Source organism: Afifella sp. IM 167 (assembly GCF_020144925.1).
Taxonomy (GTDB): domain Bacteria; phylum Pseudomonadota; class Alphaproteobacteria; order Rhizobiales; family Afifellaceae; genus Afifella.
Genome location: NZ_NSLC01000005.1, coordinates 61733 through 79047, shown reverse-complemented (window position 1 = coordinate 79047; position 17315 = coordinate 61733). Strand labels below are relative to the sequence as shown.

13 protein-coding genes and 1 pseudogene are annotated in these 17315 nt (G+C 67.3%); 7 read left to right on the top strand and 7 right to left on the bottom strand.

Features of this window, described 5'->3' with window-relative positions:
- Positions 1 to 145 precede the first annotated feature (145 nt).
- From infC to pheT, 7 genes and pseudogenes are all read left to right on the top strand, one after another.
- Positions 146 to 676 (top strand): annotated as a pseudogene (infC, locus tag CLD20_RS10070) (translation initiation factor IF-3); the annotation flags it as partial.
- 454 nt (positions 677 to 1130) lie between these two features.
- Positions 1131 to 1331, top strand: a complete 201-nt coding sequence (rpmI, locus tag CLD20_RS10065; RefSeq protein ID WP_224406499.1) for a 50S ribosomal protein L35 — start codon at positions 1131 to 1133, stop codon at positions 1329 to 1331.
- 12 nt (positions 1332 to 1343) lie between these two features.
- Entirely contained in the window at positions 1344 to 1745 is a 402-nt protein-coding gene (gene rplT / locus CLD20_RS10060) for a 50S ribosomal protein L20 (RefSeq protein ID WP_224406498.1), read from the top strand.
- 182 nt (positions 1746 to 1927) lie between these two features.
- On the top strand, positions 1928 to 3001 hold the full coding sequence (pheS, locus tag CLD20_RS10055) for a phenylalanine--tRNA ligase subunit alpha (protein WP_224406798.1): 1074 nt from the start codon (positions 1928 to 1930) through the stop codon (positions 2999 to 3001).
- A gap of 177 nt (positions 3002 to 3178) precedes the next feature.
- Positions 3179 to 4510 (top strand): globin-coupled sensor protein, encoded by a 1332-nt coding sequence (locus CLD20_RS10050; protein WP_224406497.1) that lies wholly within the window; start codon positions 3179 to 3181, stop codon positions 4508 to 4510.
- A 134-nt stretch (positions 4511 to 4644) separates the two neighbouring features.
- Positions 4645 to 4836, top strand: a complete 192-nt coding sequence (locus CLD20_RS10045; RefSeq protein WP_224406496.1) for a hypothetical protein — start codon at positions 4645 to 4647, stop codon at positions 4834 to 4836.
- 78 nt (positions 4837 to 4914) lie between these two features.
- The gene (gene pheT / locus CLD20_RS10040; protein ID WP_224406495.1) at positions 4915 to 7317 is read left to right on the top strand and encodes a phenylalanine--tRNA ligase subunit beta; all 2403 of its coding nucleotides are present in this window, start codon (positions 4915 to 4917) and stop codon (positions 7315 to 7317) included.
- 154 nt (positions 7318 to 7471) lie between these two features.
- Here the strand turns inward: pheT and CLD20_RS10035 are convergent, their stop codons facing one another.
- From CLD20_RS10035 to mutS, 7 genes are all read right to left on the bottom strand, one after another.
- The gene (locus CLD20_RS10035; RefSeq protein ID WP_224406494.1) at positions 7472 to 7879 is read right to left on the bottom strand and encodes a carboxymuconolactone decarboxylase family protein; all 408 of its coding nucleotides are present in this window, start codon (positions 7877 to 7879) and stop codon (positions 7472 to 7474) included.
- The gene (locus tag CLD20_RS10030; RefSeq protein ID WP_224406493.1) at positions 7818 to 8243 is read right to left on the bottom strand and encodes a MerR family transcriptional regulator; all 426 of its coding nucleotides are present in this window, start codon (positions 8241 to 8243) and stop codon (positions 7818 to 7820) included. The genes CLD20_RS10035 and CLD20_RS10030 overlap by 62 nt, the downstream gene beginning before the upstream one ends.
- Before the next feature lie 109 nt (positions 8244 to 8352).
- On the bottom strand, positions 8353 to 8847 hold the full coding sequence (locus CLD20_RS10025) for a universal stress protein (protein ID WP_224406492.1): 495 nt from the start codon (positions 8845 to 8847) through the stop codon (positions 8353 to 8355).
- 38 nt (positions 8848 to 8885) lie between these two features.
- Positions 8886 to 9929: a tryptophan--tRNA ligase gene (trpS, locus tag CLD20_RS10020; RefSeq protein WP_224406491.1), complete on the bottom strand. Its 1044-nt coding sequence runs from the start codon at positions 9927 to 9929 to the stop codon at positions 8886 to 8888.
- A 102-nt stretch (positions 9930 to 10031) separates the two neighbouring features.
- On the bottom strand, positions 10032 to 11606 hold the full coding sequence (gene murJ / locus CLD20_RS10015) for a murein biosynthesis integral membrane protein MurJ (protein ID WP_224406490.1): 1575 nt from the start codon (positions 11604 to 11606) through the stop codon (positions 10032 to 10034).
- An 88-nt stretch (positions 11607 to 11694) separates the two neighbouring features.
- Positions 11695 to 14475, bottom strand: a complete 2781-nt coding sequence (locus CLD20_RS10010; RefSeq protein WP_224406489.1) for a [protein-PII] uridylyltransferase — start codon at positions 14473 to 14475, stop codon at positions 11695 to 11697.
- A 26-nt stretch (positions 14476 to 14501) separates the two neighbouring features.
- Positions 14502 to 17273, bottom strand: coding sequence for a DNA mismatch repair protein MutS (gene mutS, locus CLD20_RS10005; protein ID WP_370636854.1), 2772 nt, complete (start codon positions 17271 to 17273; stop codon positions 14502 to 14504).
- Positions 17274 to 17315: the final 42 nt, after the last annotated feature.

The window sequence follows — 17315 nt, the reverse complement described above, 5'->3', positions numbered from 1 at the left end:
TCCCGCGCCTAAAAGGTCGAACCCGTTTCTTCGGCGCGCCGACATTTCGATTGCCGCGCCGGGATGCTATAGTGTTCGCACGCGCGCCGGCAAAAGGCCGCTCGCGTCGTCCAATCTATCTTGAACTATATGAGGAGAGCTCACCATTCGCAGACCACACCGTGCGCCGCCTCCGGTGAAGGAGGGGCCCCGCGTCAACGACGAGATCCGGCTGCCCGAGATCCAGTTGATCGATCATGAAGGCACCAATCACGGCATCATCGCCACGGACGAGGCCAAGGCCATCGCCGCCGAGGCCGGGCTCGATCTCGTGGAGATTTCGCCCAACCAGCGTCCGCCCGTCTGCAAGATTCTCGACTACGGCAAGTTCAAATACATTTCGCAGAAGAAGGCTGCCGAGGCGCGGAAGAAGCAGAAGACCGTCGACGTCAAGGAAGTGAAGATGCGGCCGAACATCGACACGCACGACTACGACGTGAAGATGCGCAACGCCCGCCGCTTCGTGGAAGACGGCGACAAGGTGAAGATGACCATGCGCTTCCGCGGCCGCGAGATGGCGCATCAGGAACTCGGCCTGGAGGTCCTCTTCAAGGTGCGCGATCAGCTGGGCGACATCTCCAAGGTCGAGCACGACCCGAAGATGGAAGGCCGCCAGATGATCATGATCCTGGCGCCGGACCTGAAGAAGCTCGCCGCCATCGAGAAGGCGAAGAAGCTGGCCGACAAGGCCGCCGCCAAGGCCAGCCGCAACCAGGCCGAGGCCGAAGAGGCCGAGGAATCGGAAGCGGCCGAGGAAGCCGAGGATCAGGTGGAGGCCGAGGCCGAAACGGACGAGGCCGAGGGCGAGCCCGAGAAGGCTCAGGCCTGAGCGAACGGGGCCGGCCGGTACGGCCCCTCACATCGCAGAAAGACGGCCGGCCGCCGAGCATTTCGGTGGCGGGAGACGCCGTTGGCGCGCGGGGCGGGCTTGCCTTCGAGGAAGGCCGCCCCTATAAGCGCCGCTGCCGGATCGCCCGGCTCTCCGCCTCGGCGGAAAAAGGGCATGCCGTGGCGATCCAGAACGCTCTGATACGAGCCGACCGAAAGGCTCCGCACCGGCGGGGCCTCTTTGTCATGGAAAGGAGAGCCAAATGCCCAAGATGAAGACCAAATCGGGAGCCAAAAAGCGCTTCAAGTTCACCTCGACGGGCAAGATCAAGGTTGCCGCCGCCGGCAAACGGCACGGCATGATCAAGCGCTCGAACAAGTTCATCCGTAACGCCCGCGGCACCATGGTGCTGGAGGAGCAGGATGCGCGCATCGTTCGCAAATACATGCCCTACCAGCGCTAAGGAGACCCGAACATGGCACGTGTAAAACGCGGCGTGACGGCTCACGCCAGGCACAAGAAGATCATCAAGCAGGCCAAGGGCTATTACGGCCGGCGCAAGAACACGATCCGCGCCGCCAAGCAGGCGGTGGAGAAGGCGAACCAGTACGCCTATCGCGACCGGCGCGCCAAGAAGCGCTCGTTCCGCGCCCTGTGGATCCAGCGCATCAACGCCGCGGCCCGGCTGAACGGCCTCACCTATGGCCGCCTCATCGACGGCCTCTCCAAGGCCGGCATCGAGGTCGACCGCAAGGTGCTCGCCGACATCGCCATCCATGAGCCGGAGGCGTTCACCGCGCTCGCCGGCCAGGCGAAGGAGGCGCTCGCCTACCTGAAGGACCACACCGCCAACGAATACGAGGCGGCGGTCCGCTGAGGCGGCAGGGCTTTCGCAAAGGCATTACGGGGCGGCCGATGGCCGCCCTTTTTCGTTTGCGCGCCGATCCCGGCGGCGCGGGCGGCCGCCGGCTCCCCTTGGCGCCCATGCGGCCCGTTCGGGCCTTTCCAGCGGGCGCCAAGATGGGCTAGAGCCTCCCCGCGGAGTGAGCCATGGACCAGATGACAGATCTTCACGCGCTGGAGCGCGACATCACCGAGCGTATCCACCAGGCCGGCGACGAAGCGGCGCTGGAGGAAGCGCGCATCGCCTCGCTCGGCAAGAAGGGCGCGATCTCCGAAAGGCTGAAGGGCCTCGGCAAGATGAGCCCGGAGGAGCGGCAGGTCGCCGGCCCCGCCCTCAACGGGCTGAAGGCGCGCATCGCCGAGGCGCTGGAGACGCGGCGCGGCGAATTGAAGGAAAAGGCGCTGGAAGCGCGGCTGAAGAGCGAGACGATCGACGTCACGCTGCCGCCGCGGCCGGAGACGAAGGGCACCATCCACCCGACGACGCAGGTCTGGCAGGAGGTGATCGCCATCTTCGCCGATATGGGATTTTCCGTCGCCGAGGGACCGCATATCGAGAACGACTGGTACAATTTCGGTGCGCTCAACATTCCGCCCGAGCACCCTTCCCGCCAGGAGATGGACACCTTCTACCTGGCGCCGAAGGAAGACGGCTCACGCATGGTACTGCGCACGCATACCTCGCCGGTGCAGATCCGCACCATGGAGGCCGAGGAGCCGCCGATCCGCATCATCGCGCCGGGACGCACCTTCCGCTCCGATTCGGACCGCACGCACACGCCGATGTTCCACCAGATCGAGGGCCTCGTCATCGACGAGACGACCCATATGGGTCACCTGAAGGGGACGCTGGAGGCATTCTGCAAGGCGTTCTTCGAGGTGGAGGAGCTGAAGATGCGCTTCCGCCCGTCGCACTTTCCCTTCACCGAGCCTTCCATGGAGGTCGATATCGGTTGCCAGTGGGTCGGCGGCGAACTGAAGATCGGCGAGGGCGAGGACTGGCTGGAGATTTTAGGCTCCGGCATGGTGCATCCGCATGTCATCCGCGCCGGCGGGCTCGATCCGGAAAAATACCAGGGCTTCGCCTTCGGCATGGGGCTCGACAGGCTCGCCATGCTGAAGTACGGCATCCCGGACCTTCGGGCCTTCTTCGAGGCGGACCTCAGATGGCTGCGCCATTACGGCTTTTCCGCCCTCGACATGCCGAGCGTCGCCGAAGGGCTGAGCTAGAACTCCCAGCTTCATTGCGCGCGAACCGGCGCGGCGGCTTCCCTGCCGCCGCGCCGGTTTGCTTTCCAGATTAGGGCAATTCAAACATTCCTCGCCGAAGGGTCGCACGGCAAGCCTCACGCAACCCAGCGCTGCAACATGCAAACTCCGTAACTCGTCGTACAACGGAGGGCCAACATGGAAGCCAGCGCGTCATTGGGCGAGCGCCTGCGATTCCTCGAGATCGGAGAAGCGGAGCGCGCTGAACTGCGGGCGATGTGGCCGAAGCTGGAGCCAACGCTGCCGAAAATGCTCGAGAGCTTCTACGCCCATATCCGCCAGGTGCCGAAGCTCGCAGAGATGGTCGGAGAGCGCCAGGCGCGGCTGATCGACATGCAGACGAGCCATTGGCGGCATCTCTTCGACGGCCGCTTCGACGAGGAGTACGTCGCCAGCATCCGCCGCATTGGCCTCGTGCACCACAAGATCGGGCTCGAACCACGCTGGTATATCGGCGGCTATTCCTTCCTCATGGGCGCGCTCGCCGAGCACGTGCTGGGCATGCGCGGCGGCGAGAGGAAGCGTATCCAGCAGATGCACTGCCTGCAGCGCGCCATCATGCTCGACATGGACCTCGCCATCTCCGTCTACCAGGACGTCCTGATCGAGGAGCGGCAGAAGCGCGGGCAGGCGCTCGACCAGGCCGTCAGGGACTTCTGGGATGCGGCGGAAAAAAGCCTGTCGGTCTCCCGCGACGCCAATTCCGGTCTTGCCCGCAGCGCCGAGACGCTCTCCGTCACCACGGAAAGCGCGAGCAATCTTGCCACGTCCATCGTGGCGGCCGCCGAGCAGACCGCCTCCAACATGCAGGCCGGAGCGGCGGCGACAGAAGAACTCGCCGCCTCGGTGCGCGAGATATCCGAACAGGCCGGGCGCTCGGCGACGATCGTCACCCGGGCCGTGACCGGTACGCAGGCGACCAAGGAGGCCGTCTCGGGGCTTTCCGAACATGCCCGGCACATCGGGGCGGTGGTCGACCTCATCAACCAGATCGCGGCGCAGACGAACCTTCTCGCCCTCAACGCCACGATCGAGGCGGCGCGCGCCGGCGACGCCGGCCGGGGCTTCGCCGTCGTTGCCCAGGAGGTGAAGGCGCTGGCCGGCCAGACCGCCAAGGCGACCACGGACATCATCTCGCGGGTCTCGGCGATCCAGCAGGCGACGCAGGAAACCGAGACCTCCATCGGACAGATCGCCACCATTATCGAGGAGGTAAGCGTCATCGCAACGACGATCTCCGCCGCCGTCGAGGAACAGACCGCCGCCACGGCCGACATCGCCTCGAACGTGCAGCAGACCGCCAACAACGCCCGCTCGGTCGTGGAGAGCATGGAGGCACTCAACCGCTCCACCACCTCCGCCTCCGACTGCGCGCACCAGGTAGACACCGCACGCGGCACCCTGGAACAGCAATTGATGAGACTGGAGCACGACATTACCGGCTTCATGGACGCCGCGAAGGCCGCCTGAGGCCGCCGCGTGAAGAGCGGCCATGCAGAAGGATGCTGGGTAAGGACGCGCCACGCTGCTAGCCTTCGCCCATGAATGGAACACACCTTGCCGCCCGCGCCGAGAATAGCCCCCCGTCCCGGCGCGCGGCCGGCTTGAAGCCCGGCGGAAGCACGCCTTCCGCCGGGCTTTTTCCGCTTTTCCCCCTGCTCGCTGCCGGCCTCGTCATCGGCCTCCTGGCGGCCTGCCAGTCGGCGCCCTCGCCCGAGCGAAAGCCGGTGAAGGTCGGCAACTGGACGGTGGAGACCCGGGCGACGGTGCTGATCGACCAGGCCGTGGTGCACTGACGCGCGGCCGGGCCGCCTTGCCACTCAGGCCCGAGGCGTCTAGGTGAACGCCGACACGTCTTACCCCCGCAGTTTCCGATGAAATTCACCGTTTCCTGGCTCAAGGACTTCCTCGACACCGACGCCTCGGCCGAGGAGATCGCCGACAAGCTCACCATGATCGGGCTCGAGCTCGAGAGTCTCAGCAATCCCGCCGAGGCACTTTCGCCCTTCGTGATCGCCAAGGTGCTGGAGGCGCGACAGCATCCCAATGCCGACCGCCTGCGCGTCTGCATGGTCGATCCCGGGACCGGCGAGACCGTGCAGGTCGTCTGCGGCGCGCCGAATGCGCGCACCGGCATGATCGGCGTCTTCGCCCCGGTCGGCTCCTTCGTGCCGGGCACCGGCATCGAGCTGAAGGCCGGCAACCTGCGCGGCGAGGCCTCCAACGGCATGCTCGTTTCCGAACGGGAACTGCTGCTCTCCGACGACCATGAAGGCATCATCGACCTTCCGGCCGACGCGCCGGTGGGAACAAGCTATGCCGCCTGGGCCGGGCTCGACGATCCGGTGATCGACGTGGCGGTGACGCCGAACCGGCCCGACGCGCTCGGCGTCTACGGCGTGGCGCGCGACCTCGCCGCGGCCGGGCTCGGCACGCTTAAGCCGCTCGCCGACGCGCCCGTGGAAGGCACCTTCAAGAGCCCGATCGGCGTCTCGCTCGCCTTCGACGGCGACGACAGCCCCTGCCCGCTCTTCGTCGGCCGCTATATCCGCGGCGTCACGAACGGACCCTCGCCGGCCTGGATGCAGAAGCGGCTGCGCGCCATCGGGCTTCGCCCGATCTCGGCGCTGGTCGACGTCACCAACTACATGACGCATGCCTATGGGCGACCGCTGCACGTCTTCGACGCGGCCAAGGTAAAAGGCAACATCTCGGCGCGCCTTGCCCGTCCCGGCGAGACGATCGAGGCGCTCGACGGGCGTACCTACACGCTCGACGAGACGATGACGGTAATCGCCGACGAGGCCGCGCCGGAAGCCATCGCCGGCGTGATGGGCGGCGAGGCGAGCGGCGTCACCGCGGAGACCACCGAGGTGTTCCTCGAATCGGCGTGGTTCGATCCGGTGCGCACCGCCGCCACGGGGCGCAAGCTCAACCTCAATTCCGATGCGCGCTACCGCTTCGAGCGCGGCGTCGACCCGGCCTTCGCCGAGCCCGGGGCGGAGATCGCCACGCGCATCATCCTCGACATGTGCGGCGGCGAAGCTTCCGAGATCCTTCTCGCCGGCAAGCCGCCGATCCGCGAAAAGACCATCGGCCTGCGCCTTTCGCGGGTGGAGAGCCTGGCGGGCGTTCGCATCGATCCGCAGCGGCAGGTCGATATCCTGGAAGCGCTCGGCTTTGCCGTCGCCGGGGCCGGCGACGACGTCGTCGTTTCCGTGCCCTCCTGGCGGCCGGACGTTTCCGGCGAGGCCGACCTCGTGGAAGAGATCGTGCGCATCCACGGGCTGGAAAAGATCGAGCACGTGATCCTGCCGAGGCTCGAGGCGGTGACGACGCCGAAGCTTTCGGTGCGCCAGCGCCGGCGCTTCCGCGCCGCAAGAGCGCTCGCGAGCCGCGGCTTCAACGAGGCCGTCACCTGGTCCTTCCTGCCTTCCGACCAGGCCGCGCTCTTCGGTGGCGGCGAGACGCGCCTCAAGCTCGACAATCCGATCTCCACCGAGCTTTCCGACATGCGGCCCTCGCTGCTCGCCGGGCTGGTGGCGGCTGCCGGGCGCAACGCCGACCGCGGCGCGGAGAGCCAGGCGATCTCGGAGGTGGGACAGGTCTATCTCGGCGACGGGCCGGAAGAGGAGCGGCTGCACGCCTCCGGCATCCGCCAGGGGATGACGGGGTCGCGCAGCTCGCTCGCCGCGCCCCGCGCCGTCGACGTCTTCGACGCCAAGGCCGATGCGCTCGCGGTTCTGGAAGCGCTCGGCGCGCCCGTCGACAAGGTGCAGGTGATGGCCGACGGTCCCTCCTGGTACCATCCGGGGCGGGTCGGCACGATCGGGCTCGGGCCGAAGAACCGGCTTGCCACCTTCGGCGAGGTGCATCCGCGCGTCCTTGAAGCCCTCGATGTCGCCGGGCCGCTGGTCGCCTTCGAGATCGACATCGACGCGATCCCGGTGCCGAAGGCCCAGCGGGCGGCGCGCGGGGCGCTCAACACCTCCGACTACCAGCCGGTGCGGCGCGATTTCGCCTTCGTCGTCGAGGAGGACGTGGCCGCCGAGAAGATCGTGCGGGCGGCCAGAGGGGCGGAGAAGAACCTGATCTCGCAGATCGGCGTCTTCGACGTCTTCCGCGGCGCTTCGATCGGCGAGGGAAGGAAATCGATCGCCATCGAGGTGACAATGACGCCGGACGACCGGACGCTGACGGAAGCCGAAATCGAGGCGGTTTCCAGCCGCATCGTCGCAGCCGTCGAAAAAGCGACTGGCGGCTCTCTCCGACGTTAGGTAGAATACCGAGACCCCGATGAAGGGGGTGTGAGCAACCTGTGGAAAGTGCCCTCCGGGAGGCCCCCGGAATGGCGGCTTCCTGCGGGCTTTGCCTTTGTTCCTATTTTATTCTTCCGGTAGGGAAAGCCCGCGAACGAAACGGGACCGCCGCCTATGTGGAAGCCTCTTTTGCATGTCCGGCAAAGACTTCCCGCGCCGCAGAAAGGCCGTTGAGGGCTGCCGGGAAGCCGGCATAGACGGCCATCTGCATGATGATCTCGACGATCTCCTCGCGCTCCAGGCCGACATTGAGACCGGCCGCGATGTGGACCTTCAGCTGCGGCTGTGCGGTGCCCATGGCCGTCAGCGCCGCGATGGTCGCGATCTCGCGGTCGCGCAGGGCGAGCCCTTCCCGGCAGTAGATGTCGCCGAAAGGGAATTCCAGAAGATAGGTGGCGAAGTCCGGGGCGATATCGGCCAGGGAGGCGACGACCTTCTCGCCGCCCTCGCCGTCGATCTCAGCGAGTGCCCGCCTTCCGCGATCCAGCCGGCTCTCTGCGAAATTCTGCTTCTGCGTCATGTTGCCTGGTCCTCTCCTTGCCGGCGGAATAGCCGGCGATCTTGTGATCGAGGACGAGAAGAGAGGCCTGAAGCTCGCAAATATGGGCCCGCACACGATCGCGGTGGCGCTCAAGAAGCGCGCTGCGCTCGTCTTCGGTGCCGCCGCCCCGCTCGCGCAGAGCCGCGTAGCGCAGCCTTTCGCGGATCGGCATTCCCGTCGCCTTGAGACGCTCCAGAAACGCGATCCAGACAAGGATCGAGGCGTCGTAGTCGCGCTGGCCGGAGGCTCCCCGTCCCGCGGGGGGAAGGAGACCGATCCTTTCATAATAGCGGATCGTATGGGCGCTCAGGCCCGAGCGCCTCGCCAGTTCACCGATCTTCATGGGCTTTTTCTCGTCACGACGCTTCGCAGGCTAGGACTTCGAGCGCGCTCGAAGTCAAGCGCCATCGGCTCTTGCGCCAAAGCCGCCGGAAAACTGCCTGCCACCCAGCCTAGACGATCTCGTCCATGATCTCGTCGGTGAGGGTCTCCGGAACGATGGTGACCGGGATCGGGAAGGCGCCCGCCCCCTTCTGGGCGATGGAGGTGACGAGCGGGCCCGGCCCTTCGGTGCCGCCGCTGGCGGCAAGGACGAGTATGGCGACGTCCTCGTCCTCCTCGATGAGCTGGCGGATCTCCTCGGCGCGCTTGCCCTCGCGGATGACGAGCTCCGGCTCGATGTTCGACATCTCGCTCATGCGTGCGGCAAAGCGGGAGAGGATATTCTCCGCCTCCTCCATCGCCTCGGCGCGCATCACCTCTTCCACCCCGAGCCAGTGCTGGAAGTCGCTCGGCTCGGTGACGAAAAGCAGGACCACGGCGCCGTTGGTGCGCTCGGCACGCTTGGCGGCATAGCGCAGCGCCCGCACGCATTCCGGCGTGTCGTCGATCACCACGAGGAATTTGCGCTTGTGCCCCTCGGCGCGTGCGCGTCTTGGCCGCATCATGTCCTCATGCTGCCATCTGCTTCGCCCGCCAGCAAGCGCTAGTGCCCCGGCCGCAGGAAACCAACGATGTCCTTGACCTCGTCGATGATCGGCCCGGCAATTTCGCGCGCCCGATCGGCGCCGCGGGCGAGAACGGCGTCGATCTCCGCCGGATCGGCGAGAAGGCGGCGCATCTCGGCGGCGATCGGCGACAGGCGCTCGACTGCCAGCTCGGCGAGGACCGGCTTGAACTCGGCAAAGCCGCGGCCGCCGTATTCGGCAAGGACATCCGCCTTGGTGGTGTCCCTGAGGGCGGCGAAAATGCCGACGAGATTGTCGGCCTCGGCCCGCTCCTTCAACCCCTCGACCTCGGAGGGAAGGGGCTCGGGATCGGTGCGCGCCTTGCGGAACTTCTGGGCGATGGCGTCGGCATCGTCGGTCATGTTGATGCGCGACAGATCGGAGGCCTCCGATTTCGACATCTTTTTCGTGCCGTCGCGAAGGCTCATGACGCGCGTCGCCGGGCCGGTGATGAAGGGCTCCGGCAGCGGGAAGTAGGCCTCGCCATGGCCATGCGCGGCAATGGAGGCGGAATAGTCGTTGTTGAACTTCTGGGCGATGTCGCGCGCCAGCTCCAGATGCTGCTTCTGGTCCTCGCCGACCGGCACGTGCGTCGCCCGATAGGCGAGGATGTCGGCCGCCATCAGCGTCGGATATGCGAAGAGGCCGACGGAGGCGTTCTCGCGGTCCTTGCCGGCCTTTTCCTTGAACTGCGTCATGCGGCTCAGCCAGCCCATGCGGGCGACGCAGTTGAACACCCAGGCGAGCTCGGCATGGGCGGAGACGGCGGACTGGTTGAAGATGACCGAGCGCTCGGGATCGACGCCGCAGGCGATATAGGCGGCGGCCAGTTCGCGGCTGTTGGAAACCAGCTCCTCGGGCTCCTGCCAGACGGTGAGGGCGTGCATGTCGACGACGCAATAGATGCAGTCGTGCGTCTCCTGCATCTTCACCCAGTTGATCATGGCGCCGAGATAATTGCCGAGATGCAGGGAATGCGTCGGCTGCATGCCGGAGAAGACGCGCTCTGGGAATTTGGTCATGTCGGGATCCGGGGCGGGAATTTGGCTGTGCCGGCGCGCCTTATGGCCAATCGCCCGCCCCCGCGCAAGGCCGGCGCTGCCGCGGGCCGGAGAGGCGGGCGCTTACTGGGAACCGCCGGCCGGGCGGCGGCGCAGGAGAGCGGCGAGGTTCTTCCGATCCGAGGCGCCGATCAGATGGGCGAAGGCGAAATAGACAATGCCGGCGGCGGCGCAGAGGCCGAAAAGCACGCCGAAGCGAATGAGGAAGGGCTCACCCGGCTGCATGAAGGGGGCGAGCCACCAGGCGCCGGCATAAAGGACCGCACCGAGGAAGAGCGAGGCGGCGAGGATGCGCGGGCCGCGCTTCATGACAATGCCGTCGACCGTCCAGTGGCCGCGGCGGCGCAAAGTCGTCAGAAGCAGGACGATGTTGGTCCAGCCGGCAACGGCCTCGGCGGCGGCGATGCCCGCCTCGGCGAAGATGGGAAAGAGGCTGAGCGCCAGGGTGACGTTGACGGCCACCGCGATCGCCGAGAACTTCATCGGCGTCTTGGTATCCTCGCGGGCGAAATAGCCGGGGTTGAAGACCTTGACGAGGACGAAGGCGGGAAGGCCGAAGCCGAAGACGCGCAGGGCCCGCGCCGTCGCCTCGGCCGTTTCCGGCGCGAAGGCGCCGCGCTCGAAAAGGACGGAGACGAGCGTCTCCGGAATGGCGATCAGCGCCGCGGCGGCCGGCAAAGTGAGAAAGAGGGCGAATTCCAGCGCCCGGTTCTGCACATGCGTCGCCTCGCGGAAATGCTCCGCCTTCAGGGTGCGGGAGAGCTCCGGCAAGAGGACGACGCCGATGGCGATGCCGACGACGCCGAGGGGGAGCTGATAGAGCCGGTCTGCATATTGCAGGATGGAGATGGCGCCTGCCTTGGTGGAGGCGATGATCTGGCCGATGAAGAGGTTGATCTGGGTGATGCCGCCGGTGGCGGCGGCCGGCGCGGCAAGCCAGAGGAGGCGCTTCACGCCCGGCGTCAGGCGCGGGCGGCGCAAGCGGATGGAAAAGCCGATCGCGCGGGCGGCGAGGACGACCATGGCGAGCTGCAGGATGCCGGCGGCGAGCACCGACCAGGAAAGGACACGGCCGACCTCCTCGCCTTCCATGCCGTACCACAGGGTGGCGCCGAGCGCGCCGATGGTGGTGACGTTGAGCAGGACCGGGGCGAGAGCCGGGATGAAGAAGCGGCGGTGGGCATTGAGGACGCCGGTGATCATCGCCGTCAGCGACATCAGGACCAGGTAGGGGAACATGATCCGGAAGAGGTCGATGGTGAGCGCGAACTTGACCGGATCCTCGCGAAAGCCCGGGGCGAGGACGGTGACGATGAAGGGCGTCGCCACCATGACGAGGCCGGTCAGCGCCAGGAGCGTGAGGAGGAGGACGGCCAGCACGTCCTCGGCGAAACGGCGGGCCGCCTCCTCGCCGTCGCCCTCCAGGCGGCGCGAATAGAGCGGCACGAAGGCGTAGTTGAAGGCGCCCTCGGCGAAGAGGCGTCGAAAGAGATTGGGGAAGCGGAAAGCGGCGTAGAAGGCGTCCGCCACCGGCCCGGCGCCGAGCGTGGCGGCGATCATCATCTCGCGGGCAAAGCCGAGGACGCGGCTGGCGAGCGTGGCGCCGCCGACGGAGAGGAATTTCTTCACAAGGCTCATGCGGCGCCGCCCTTTTTTTGGAAGACGGGGGCGGACACAGGGGCGTGGGCCGCGGGGACGCGCATGCCCATTTCCCGGCGGATCTGGATCATGCGCGCGCCAGAGCGGGTTTTGCGGTGCTTGCCCCGCCTATCGCCTCGATCAGCTGCTCGCGGATGCGCTTCTGGCGCGCCTCGGCGGTGATCTTGTGGCCGAGAAGATCGGTCACATAGAAGGTGTCGACGGCGCGCTCGCCGAAGGTGGCGATATGGGCCGAGGCGATGTCGAGATTGAGGTCGGCGATGACCCGCGTCAGATCGTAGAGGAGACCGATGCGATCGAGGCAGGCGATCTCCACCACGGTGAAGCGGTCCGACAGGTTGTTGTCGATGCGGATGTCCGGCTCGATGGAGAAGGCATCGCGCTTGGAGGGACCCTGGCGGCGCTTGGCGAGCATGTCGGGCAGGCGCGCCTCGCCCTGAAGCGCCTGCTCGATGATCCTGGCGATGCGCTCGGCGCGCCGCTCCTCGTCGGCATCGATATCGAATTCGCGGCCGATGACGATGGTATCGAGCGCCCGCCCGTCGGTGGTGGTGAAGATCTGGGCGTCCACGATGTTGGCCCCCGTCGCCGCGCAGGCGCCCGCCATGACGGACAGGAGCCGGGGATGGTCGGGCGCCAGGATGCAGATTTCCGTCACGCCGGCAAATTCGCGCACCTTGACCTCGTGGGCGAAGGCGAGGCCCTGCTCGCCCGCCCGGCGCAGGAAGCGCGCATGGCGGATCTGGTCTTCCAGCGCCGTGCGCAGCCAATAGGCCGGATAATGGAGGTCGAGGAGCGCCTGGCGCTCCTGCGGCGACCAGTCGGGCAGATGCTCGGCGAGCTCCTGGCGGGCGCCGGCGATGCGCTCCTTGCGCGCCACGCGGGAATGGCCGCCCGTCAGGATGAGCTCGGTCTCGTGGTAGAGGGCGCGCAGGAGCTGGCCCTTCCAGCCGTTCCACACCCCCGGGCCGACGGCGCGGATGTCGCAGACGGTGACGATGAGCAGGAGCTTCAGCCGCTCCACCGTCTGCACCACCTTGGCGAAATCGAGGATGGTGCGACGGTCGGCGAGGTCGCGCGACTGGGCGGTGATCGACATGGTCAGATGCTCGCGCACCAGCCAGGAGACGGTTTCGGTCTGCTGCGGCGTCATGCCGAAGCGCGGGCATAGCCGCCTGGCGATGCGGGCGCCGGCGACCGAATGGTCCTCCGGCTTTCCCTTGGCGATGTCGTGCAAAAGCAGGGCGACATAGAGGATGGTCTTGTCGCGAAATTCGGGCATCAGCTCGGCCGAGAGCGGCAGCTCGTCGGCCAGGCGGCCGGAATCGAGCGCCGCCAGCGTGCCGACGGTGCGGATGAGATGCTCGTCCACCGTGTAGTGGTGGTACATGTTGAACTGCATCATGGAGACGATGCGACCGAATTCCGGGATGAAGCGGCCGAGGACGCCGGTCTCGTTCATCTGGCGCAGCACCACCTCGGTGTTGTCGCCCGAGCACAGCACTTTGAGGAAGAGCCGGTTGGCCTCCTCGTCGTTCTGAAGCTTGCGGTCGATCAGCTTCAGCGACTTGGTGACGAGACGCAGCGTATCGGGATGGAAGGCATGGCTTCCCTGCGCGGCGAGGAAAAAGACGCGGATGAGGTTGACCGGATCGCGCTCGAAGACCTCGTCGTCGATCTGGTGGAGGCGGTTGTTCTCGACGTAGAAATCCTCCGTCGCCTCCGGCGTGTGGCGACGCGAGGTGATGGAGCGCAGGAGCCGGTTGAGGCGCGCCTCCTTCTTCTGCTGGCGCTCCTCCAGCGCCGCACAGACGATGCGCGTCAGGTCGCCGACGTTCTTGGCCACCCAGAAATAGTGCTTCATGAAGCGCTCGACGGCCCTCAGGCCAGGATGGCGCTGGTAGCCGAGCTCGCGGGCGAGCTCGCGCTGCAGGTCGAAGGAAAGACGCTCCTCCGCCCGGCCGGTGATGAAATGCAGATGGCAGCGCACCGCCCAGAGGAAATCGTCGCAGCGGCGGAAGAGCCGGTATTCGGCGCGCGTCAGAAGCCCCGCGTCGACCAGCGCCTCGCCGCCCGAGGCGCTGCGATAGGCGTATTTGGCGATCCAGTAGAGGGTCTGCAGGTCGCGCTGACCGCCCTTGCCTTCCTTGACCTGCGGCTCGACGAGATAGCGCGAGCCGCCGATGCGGGCGTGGCGGGAATCGCGCTCAGCAAGCTTGGAGGCGATGAACTGGGGCGCCGTTCCGGCGACGACATCCTTGTCGAAGCGCTGCTGGAATTCGGCGAAGAGATCCTCGTCGCCGCACAGAAAGCGCGCCTCCAGCATCGCCGTGCGCACCGTCATGTCCTGGCGGGACATGCGGATCGATTCGTTCACCGTGCGCGTGCCGTGACCGACCTTCACGCCGAGATCCCACAGCATGTAGAGGACGAACTCGGTGATGCTTTCCGACCAGGGCGTCGCCTTGTAGGGAAACAGGAAGAGAAGATCGATGTCGGAGCCGGGCGCGAGCGTGCCGCGGCCGTAGCCGCCGACCGCGGCCATGGAGAGCCGCTCCGCCGAAGAGGGATTGTCGGCGCGGTAGATCTTCCCTCCGAGATCGAAGAGCGAGACGATGACCGTGTCGAAGAGGGCGGAAAGGCGCTCGGCGGCGCGCGTCCCCTTGCCGTCGGCCTTGAGATCGGCGCGAACGGTGGCCTTTCCTTCCTTCAGGATCTCCTTCAGGCCGGACAAGAGGCGGCCGCGCGGGCCGGCGCTGCCGGGATCGGCTTCGGCGGCAACCTCGGCGAACAGGCCCTGGAGACGCTCGGGATCGACTGGAAGGTCTGAAATGCGGGTTGAAGCCAAGGATTTCTCTGGAGAATCGCGTCCTGTCAGGAACTCTTGCCGGAACGGCGCAGGCGTTTCAATTCAAACAAGGCATCGAGTGCCTGACGCGGGCTGAGCCCATCCGGATCGAGCGTATCCAGCATAGATAGCGCAGCTTCCTCCTGCGGCGCGGCGGGCTCCGGCCTTGCGGCAAAGAGCGGCAGTTCGCCGAGAAGCTCGGCCGGGCTCTTGCGCCGGTCGGCCGCCTCGAGCCGGTCGAGGATGGTGCGGGCGCGCGCGATCACCGGCGCGGGCAGGCCGGCGAGCTTGGCCACCTGGATGCCGTAGGAACGATCGGCAGCGCCGGGCACGACTTCGTGCAGGAAGACGACGTCTCCCTTCCATTCCTTTACCCGCATGGTGGCGTTGTCGAGCCGGGCCAGCTTGCCGGAAAGCGCCGTCAGCTCGTGATAGTGGGTGGCAAAGAGCGTGCGGCAGGCGTTCTTCTCGTGCAGGTGCTCGACCGCCGCCCAGGCGATGGAAAGCCCGTCGAAGGTCGCCGTGCCGCGGCCGATCTCATCGAGGATGACGAGGGCCGCCGGCCCCGCCTGGTTCAGGATCGCCGCGGTCTCGATCATCTCCACCATGAAGGTGGAGCGGCCGCGGGCGAGGTCGTCCGCCGCGCCGACGCGCGAAAAGAGCGCGTCGACGACGCCGATGCGGGCGCTCCTGGCCGGCACGTAGGCGCCAACCTGGGCAAGGATGGCGATCAGCGCGTTCTGGCGCAGAAACGTCGACTTGCCGGCCATATTGGGGCCGGTGACAAGCCAGAGGCGGCCCTTTTCGTCGCTCTGCGTACCGAGCGCGCAGGCATTGCCGACGAAACTCTCGCCCGCGGCGCGGAGCACCTGCTCGACCACCGGATGGCGGCCGTCCTCGATCTGGAAGGAAAGCGAGGCGTCGACATGCGGCCGGGCGTAGTTCTCGAGCGCGGCGAGCTCGGCGAAACCAGCGGCGACGTCGAGGGCGGCGAGCGCCTCGGCCACGCGGCGGATCGCCGTCTCGGCGCCGGCGCAGCGAGCGCAGAGATCGGCAAAGACCTCCAGCTCGATGGCCAGCGCCCGCTCGCCCGCGGAGGAAATCTCGCGCTCCAGCTCGCCGAGGCGGGGCGTCGAAAAACGCATGGCGCTCGCCAGCGTCTGTCGGTGAATGAAGCCCGAATCCTCCCTCTGCAGCGGGCCGGCGTGGTTCTGGCCCACCTCGACGAAATAGCCGAGCACGTTGTTGTGGCGGATCTTCAGCGCCTTGACGCCGGTGGCTTCGGCATATTCGCGCTGCAGCGAGGCGATGATGCGCCGGCTCTCGTCGCGCAGGAGCCGCGCCTCGTCGAGATCGGCGCGGCAGCCGGGGCGCACGAAGCCGCCGTCGCGGCGCAGGAGCGGCAGCTCGTCCTGGAGCGCGGCGTCGATCGCCCCCGCAAGATCGGCAGGGGCCTCTGACAGCGCCGTCAGGAGGCCAGCGAGCTCCGGGCCGGCGGCGGCTTCCGCCCCGTGCAGGAGTGAGAACGCCTCGCCGGCCGCGCGGATGCCGCCCGAGAGGGCGGCGAGATCGCGCGGGCCGCCCCGGTCGAGGCTCAAACGCGTGGCGGCACGCAGGATATCGGGCGCCCCGGCCAGGATCTGACGCAGGCGAAGACGCAGATTTTCCGCCTCCAGGAAGAAGGCGACGCTGGCGAGCCGCTCGTTGACGGCGGCGGGATCGGTGAGCGGGCTGGCGAGCCGCTGGGCGAGGAGCCGCGAGCCCGCCGGCGTGACAGTCCGGTCGATCGCCGCCAGCAGCGAGCCGCGCTTTTCGCCCGAAAGCGTCCTGAAGAGCTCCAGATTGGCGCGGGTCGAGGCGTCGATGCGCATGGCCGCGCCCTCGCTCTCGCGGGCGAGCGGGGCGAGCGGCGGCCGTGCGGCGATCTGCGTCTTCTCCACATAGGAGAGGATGGCCGCGGCGGCCGCGGTCTCCGGCCGGGAGAAGGCACCCAAACCGTCGAGCGAAGCGATGCCGAAGGCGGCCTTCAGGCGCTCTTCGGCCGTCGCCGCCTCGAAGAAGGAGGCCGGGAGCGGGGAAAGCGTGGCGCCGACGAGGCGGGCGGCGGCTTCAAGCTCGCCATCGCCCGAAAGCCGGTCGGCATGGATGATCTCGCTCGGCTCCAGGCGGGCGAGGCACCGTTCCAGCGCCCCCGGCCCGAGGCTGGTGACGCGGAACTCGCCGGTGGAAATGTCGATCCAGGCAAGGGCGTGGGAGGCCGGCTCGCCATCGGAAGCGGGAATGCGCACGAGGGCGGCGAGGAAATTGTTGCGCCTTGCATCGAGGAGCGTCTCCTCCGTCAGCGTGCCGGGGGTGACGAGGCGCGTCACTTCGCGGCGGACGACCGATTTGGAGCCGCGCTTGCGCGCCTCGGCGGGATCTTCCGTCTGCTCGCAGACCGCAACGCGGAAACCCGAGGAAATCAACTTCTGGAGGTAATCGTCGGCGGCGTGGACGGGAACGCCCGCCATCGGGATATCCTCGCCGAGATGCTTGCCGCGCTTCGTCAGCGTGATGCCGAGGCAGCGCGAGGCCTTCTCCGCATCGTCGAAGAAGAGCTCGTAGAAGTCGCCCATCCGGTAGAACAGCAGGCAATCGGGGTTCGCCGCCTTGATCTCGATATACTGCTCCATCATCGGCGTCGGACGCTCGGCCGCGAGCGGACGCGCAGGGCTTTCGGCGACCTTGGCCGGCACGTCTTCAGGCGCGGCGGCGGGCTCGGCGATCGGCATCGCGGCATGGGCTTGAGATGCGGGCATGGGACAAGTCTAGCGGCGCGTCCGGGGGGACGCCACACGGGC

Excerpts from the sequence above, each read along its gene's own strand:
- rpmI (WP_224406499.1), top strand. The coding sequence starts at position 1,131 with ATGCCCAAGATGAAGACCAAATCGGGAGCCAAAAAGCGCTTCAAGTTC.
- rplT (WP_224406498.1), top strand. The coding sequence starts at position 1,344 with ATGGCACGTGTAAAACGCGGCGTGACGGCTCACGCCAGGCACAAGAAG.
- pheS (WP_224406798.1), top strand. The coding sequence starts at position 1,928 with ATGACAGATCTTCACGCGCTGGAGCGCGACATCACCGAGCGTATCCAC.
- CLD20_RS10050 (WP_224406497.1), top strand. The coding sequence starts at position 3,179 with ATGGAAGCCAGCGCGTCATTGGGCGAGCGCCTGCGATTCCTCGAGATC.
- pheT (WP_224406495.1), top strand. The coding sequence starts at position 4,915 with ATGAAATTCACCGTTTCCTGGCTCAAGGACTTCCTCGACACCGACGCC.
- CLD20_RS10035 (WP_224406494.1), bottom strand. The coding sequence starts at position 7,879 with ATGACGCAGAAGCAGAATTTCGCAGAGAGCCGGCTGGATCGCGGAAGG.
- CLD20_RS10030 (WP_224406493.1), bottom strand. The coding sequence starts at position 8,243 with ATGAAGATCGGTGAACTGGCGAGGCGCTCGGGCCTGAGCGCCCATACG.
- CLD20_RS10025 (WP_224406492.1), bottom strand. The coding sequence starts at position 8,847 with ATGATGCGGCCAAGACGCGCACGCGCCGAGGGGCACAAGCGCAAATTC.
- trpS (WP_224406491.1), bottom strand. The coding sequence starts at position 9,929 with ATGACCAAATTCCCAGAGCGCGTCTTCTCCGGCATGCAGCCGACGCAT.
- murJ (WP_224406490.1), bottom strand. The coding sequence starts at position 11,606 with ATGAGCCTTGTGAAGAAATTCCTCTCCGTCGGCGGCGCCACGCTCGCC.
- mutS (WP_370636854.1), bottom strand. The coding sequence starts at position 17,273 with ATGCCCGCATCTCAAGCCCATGCCGCGATGCCGATCGCCGAGCCCGCC.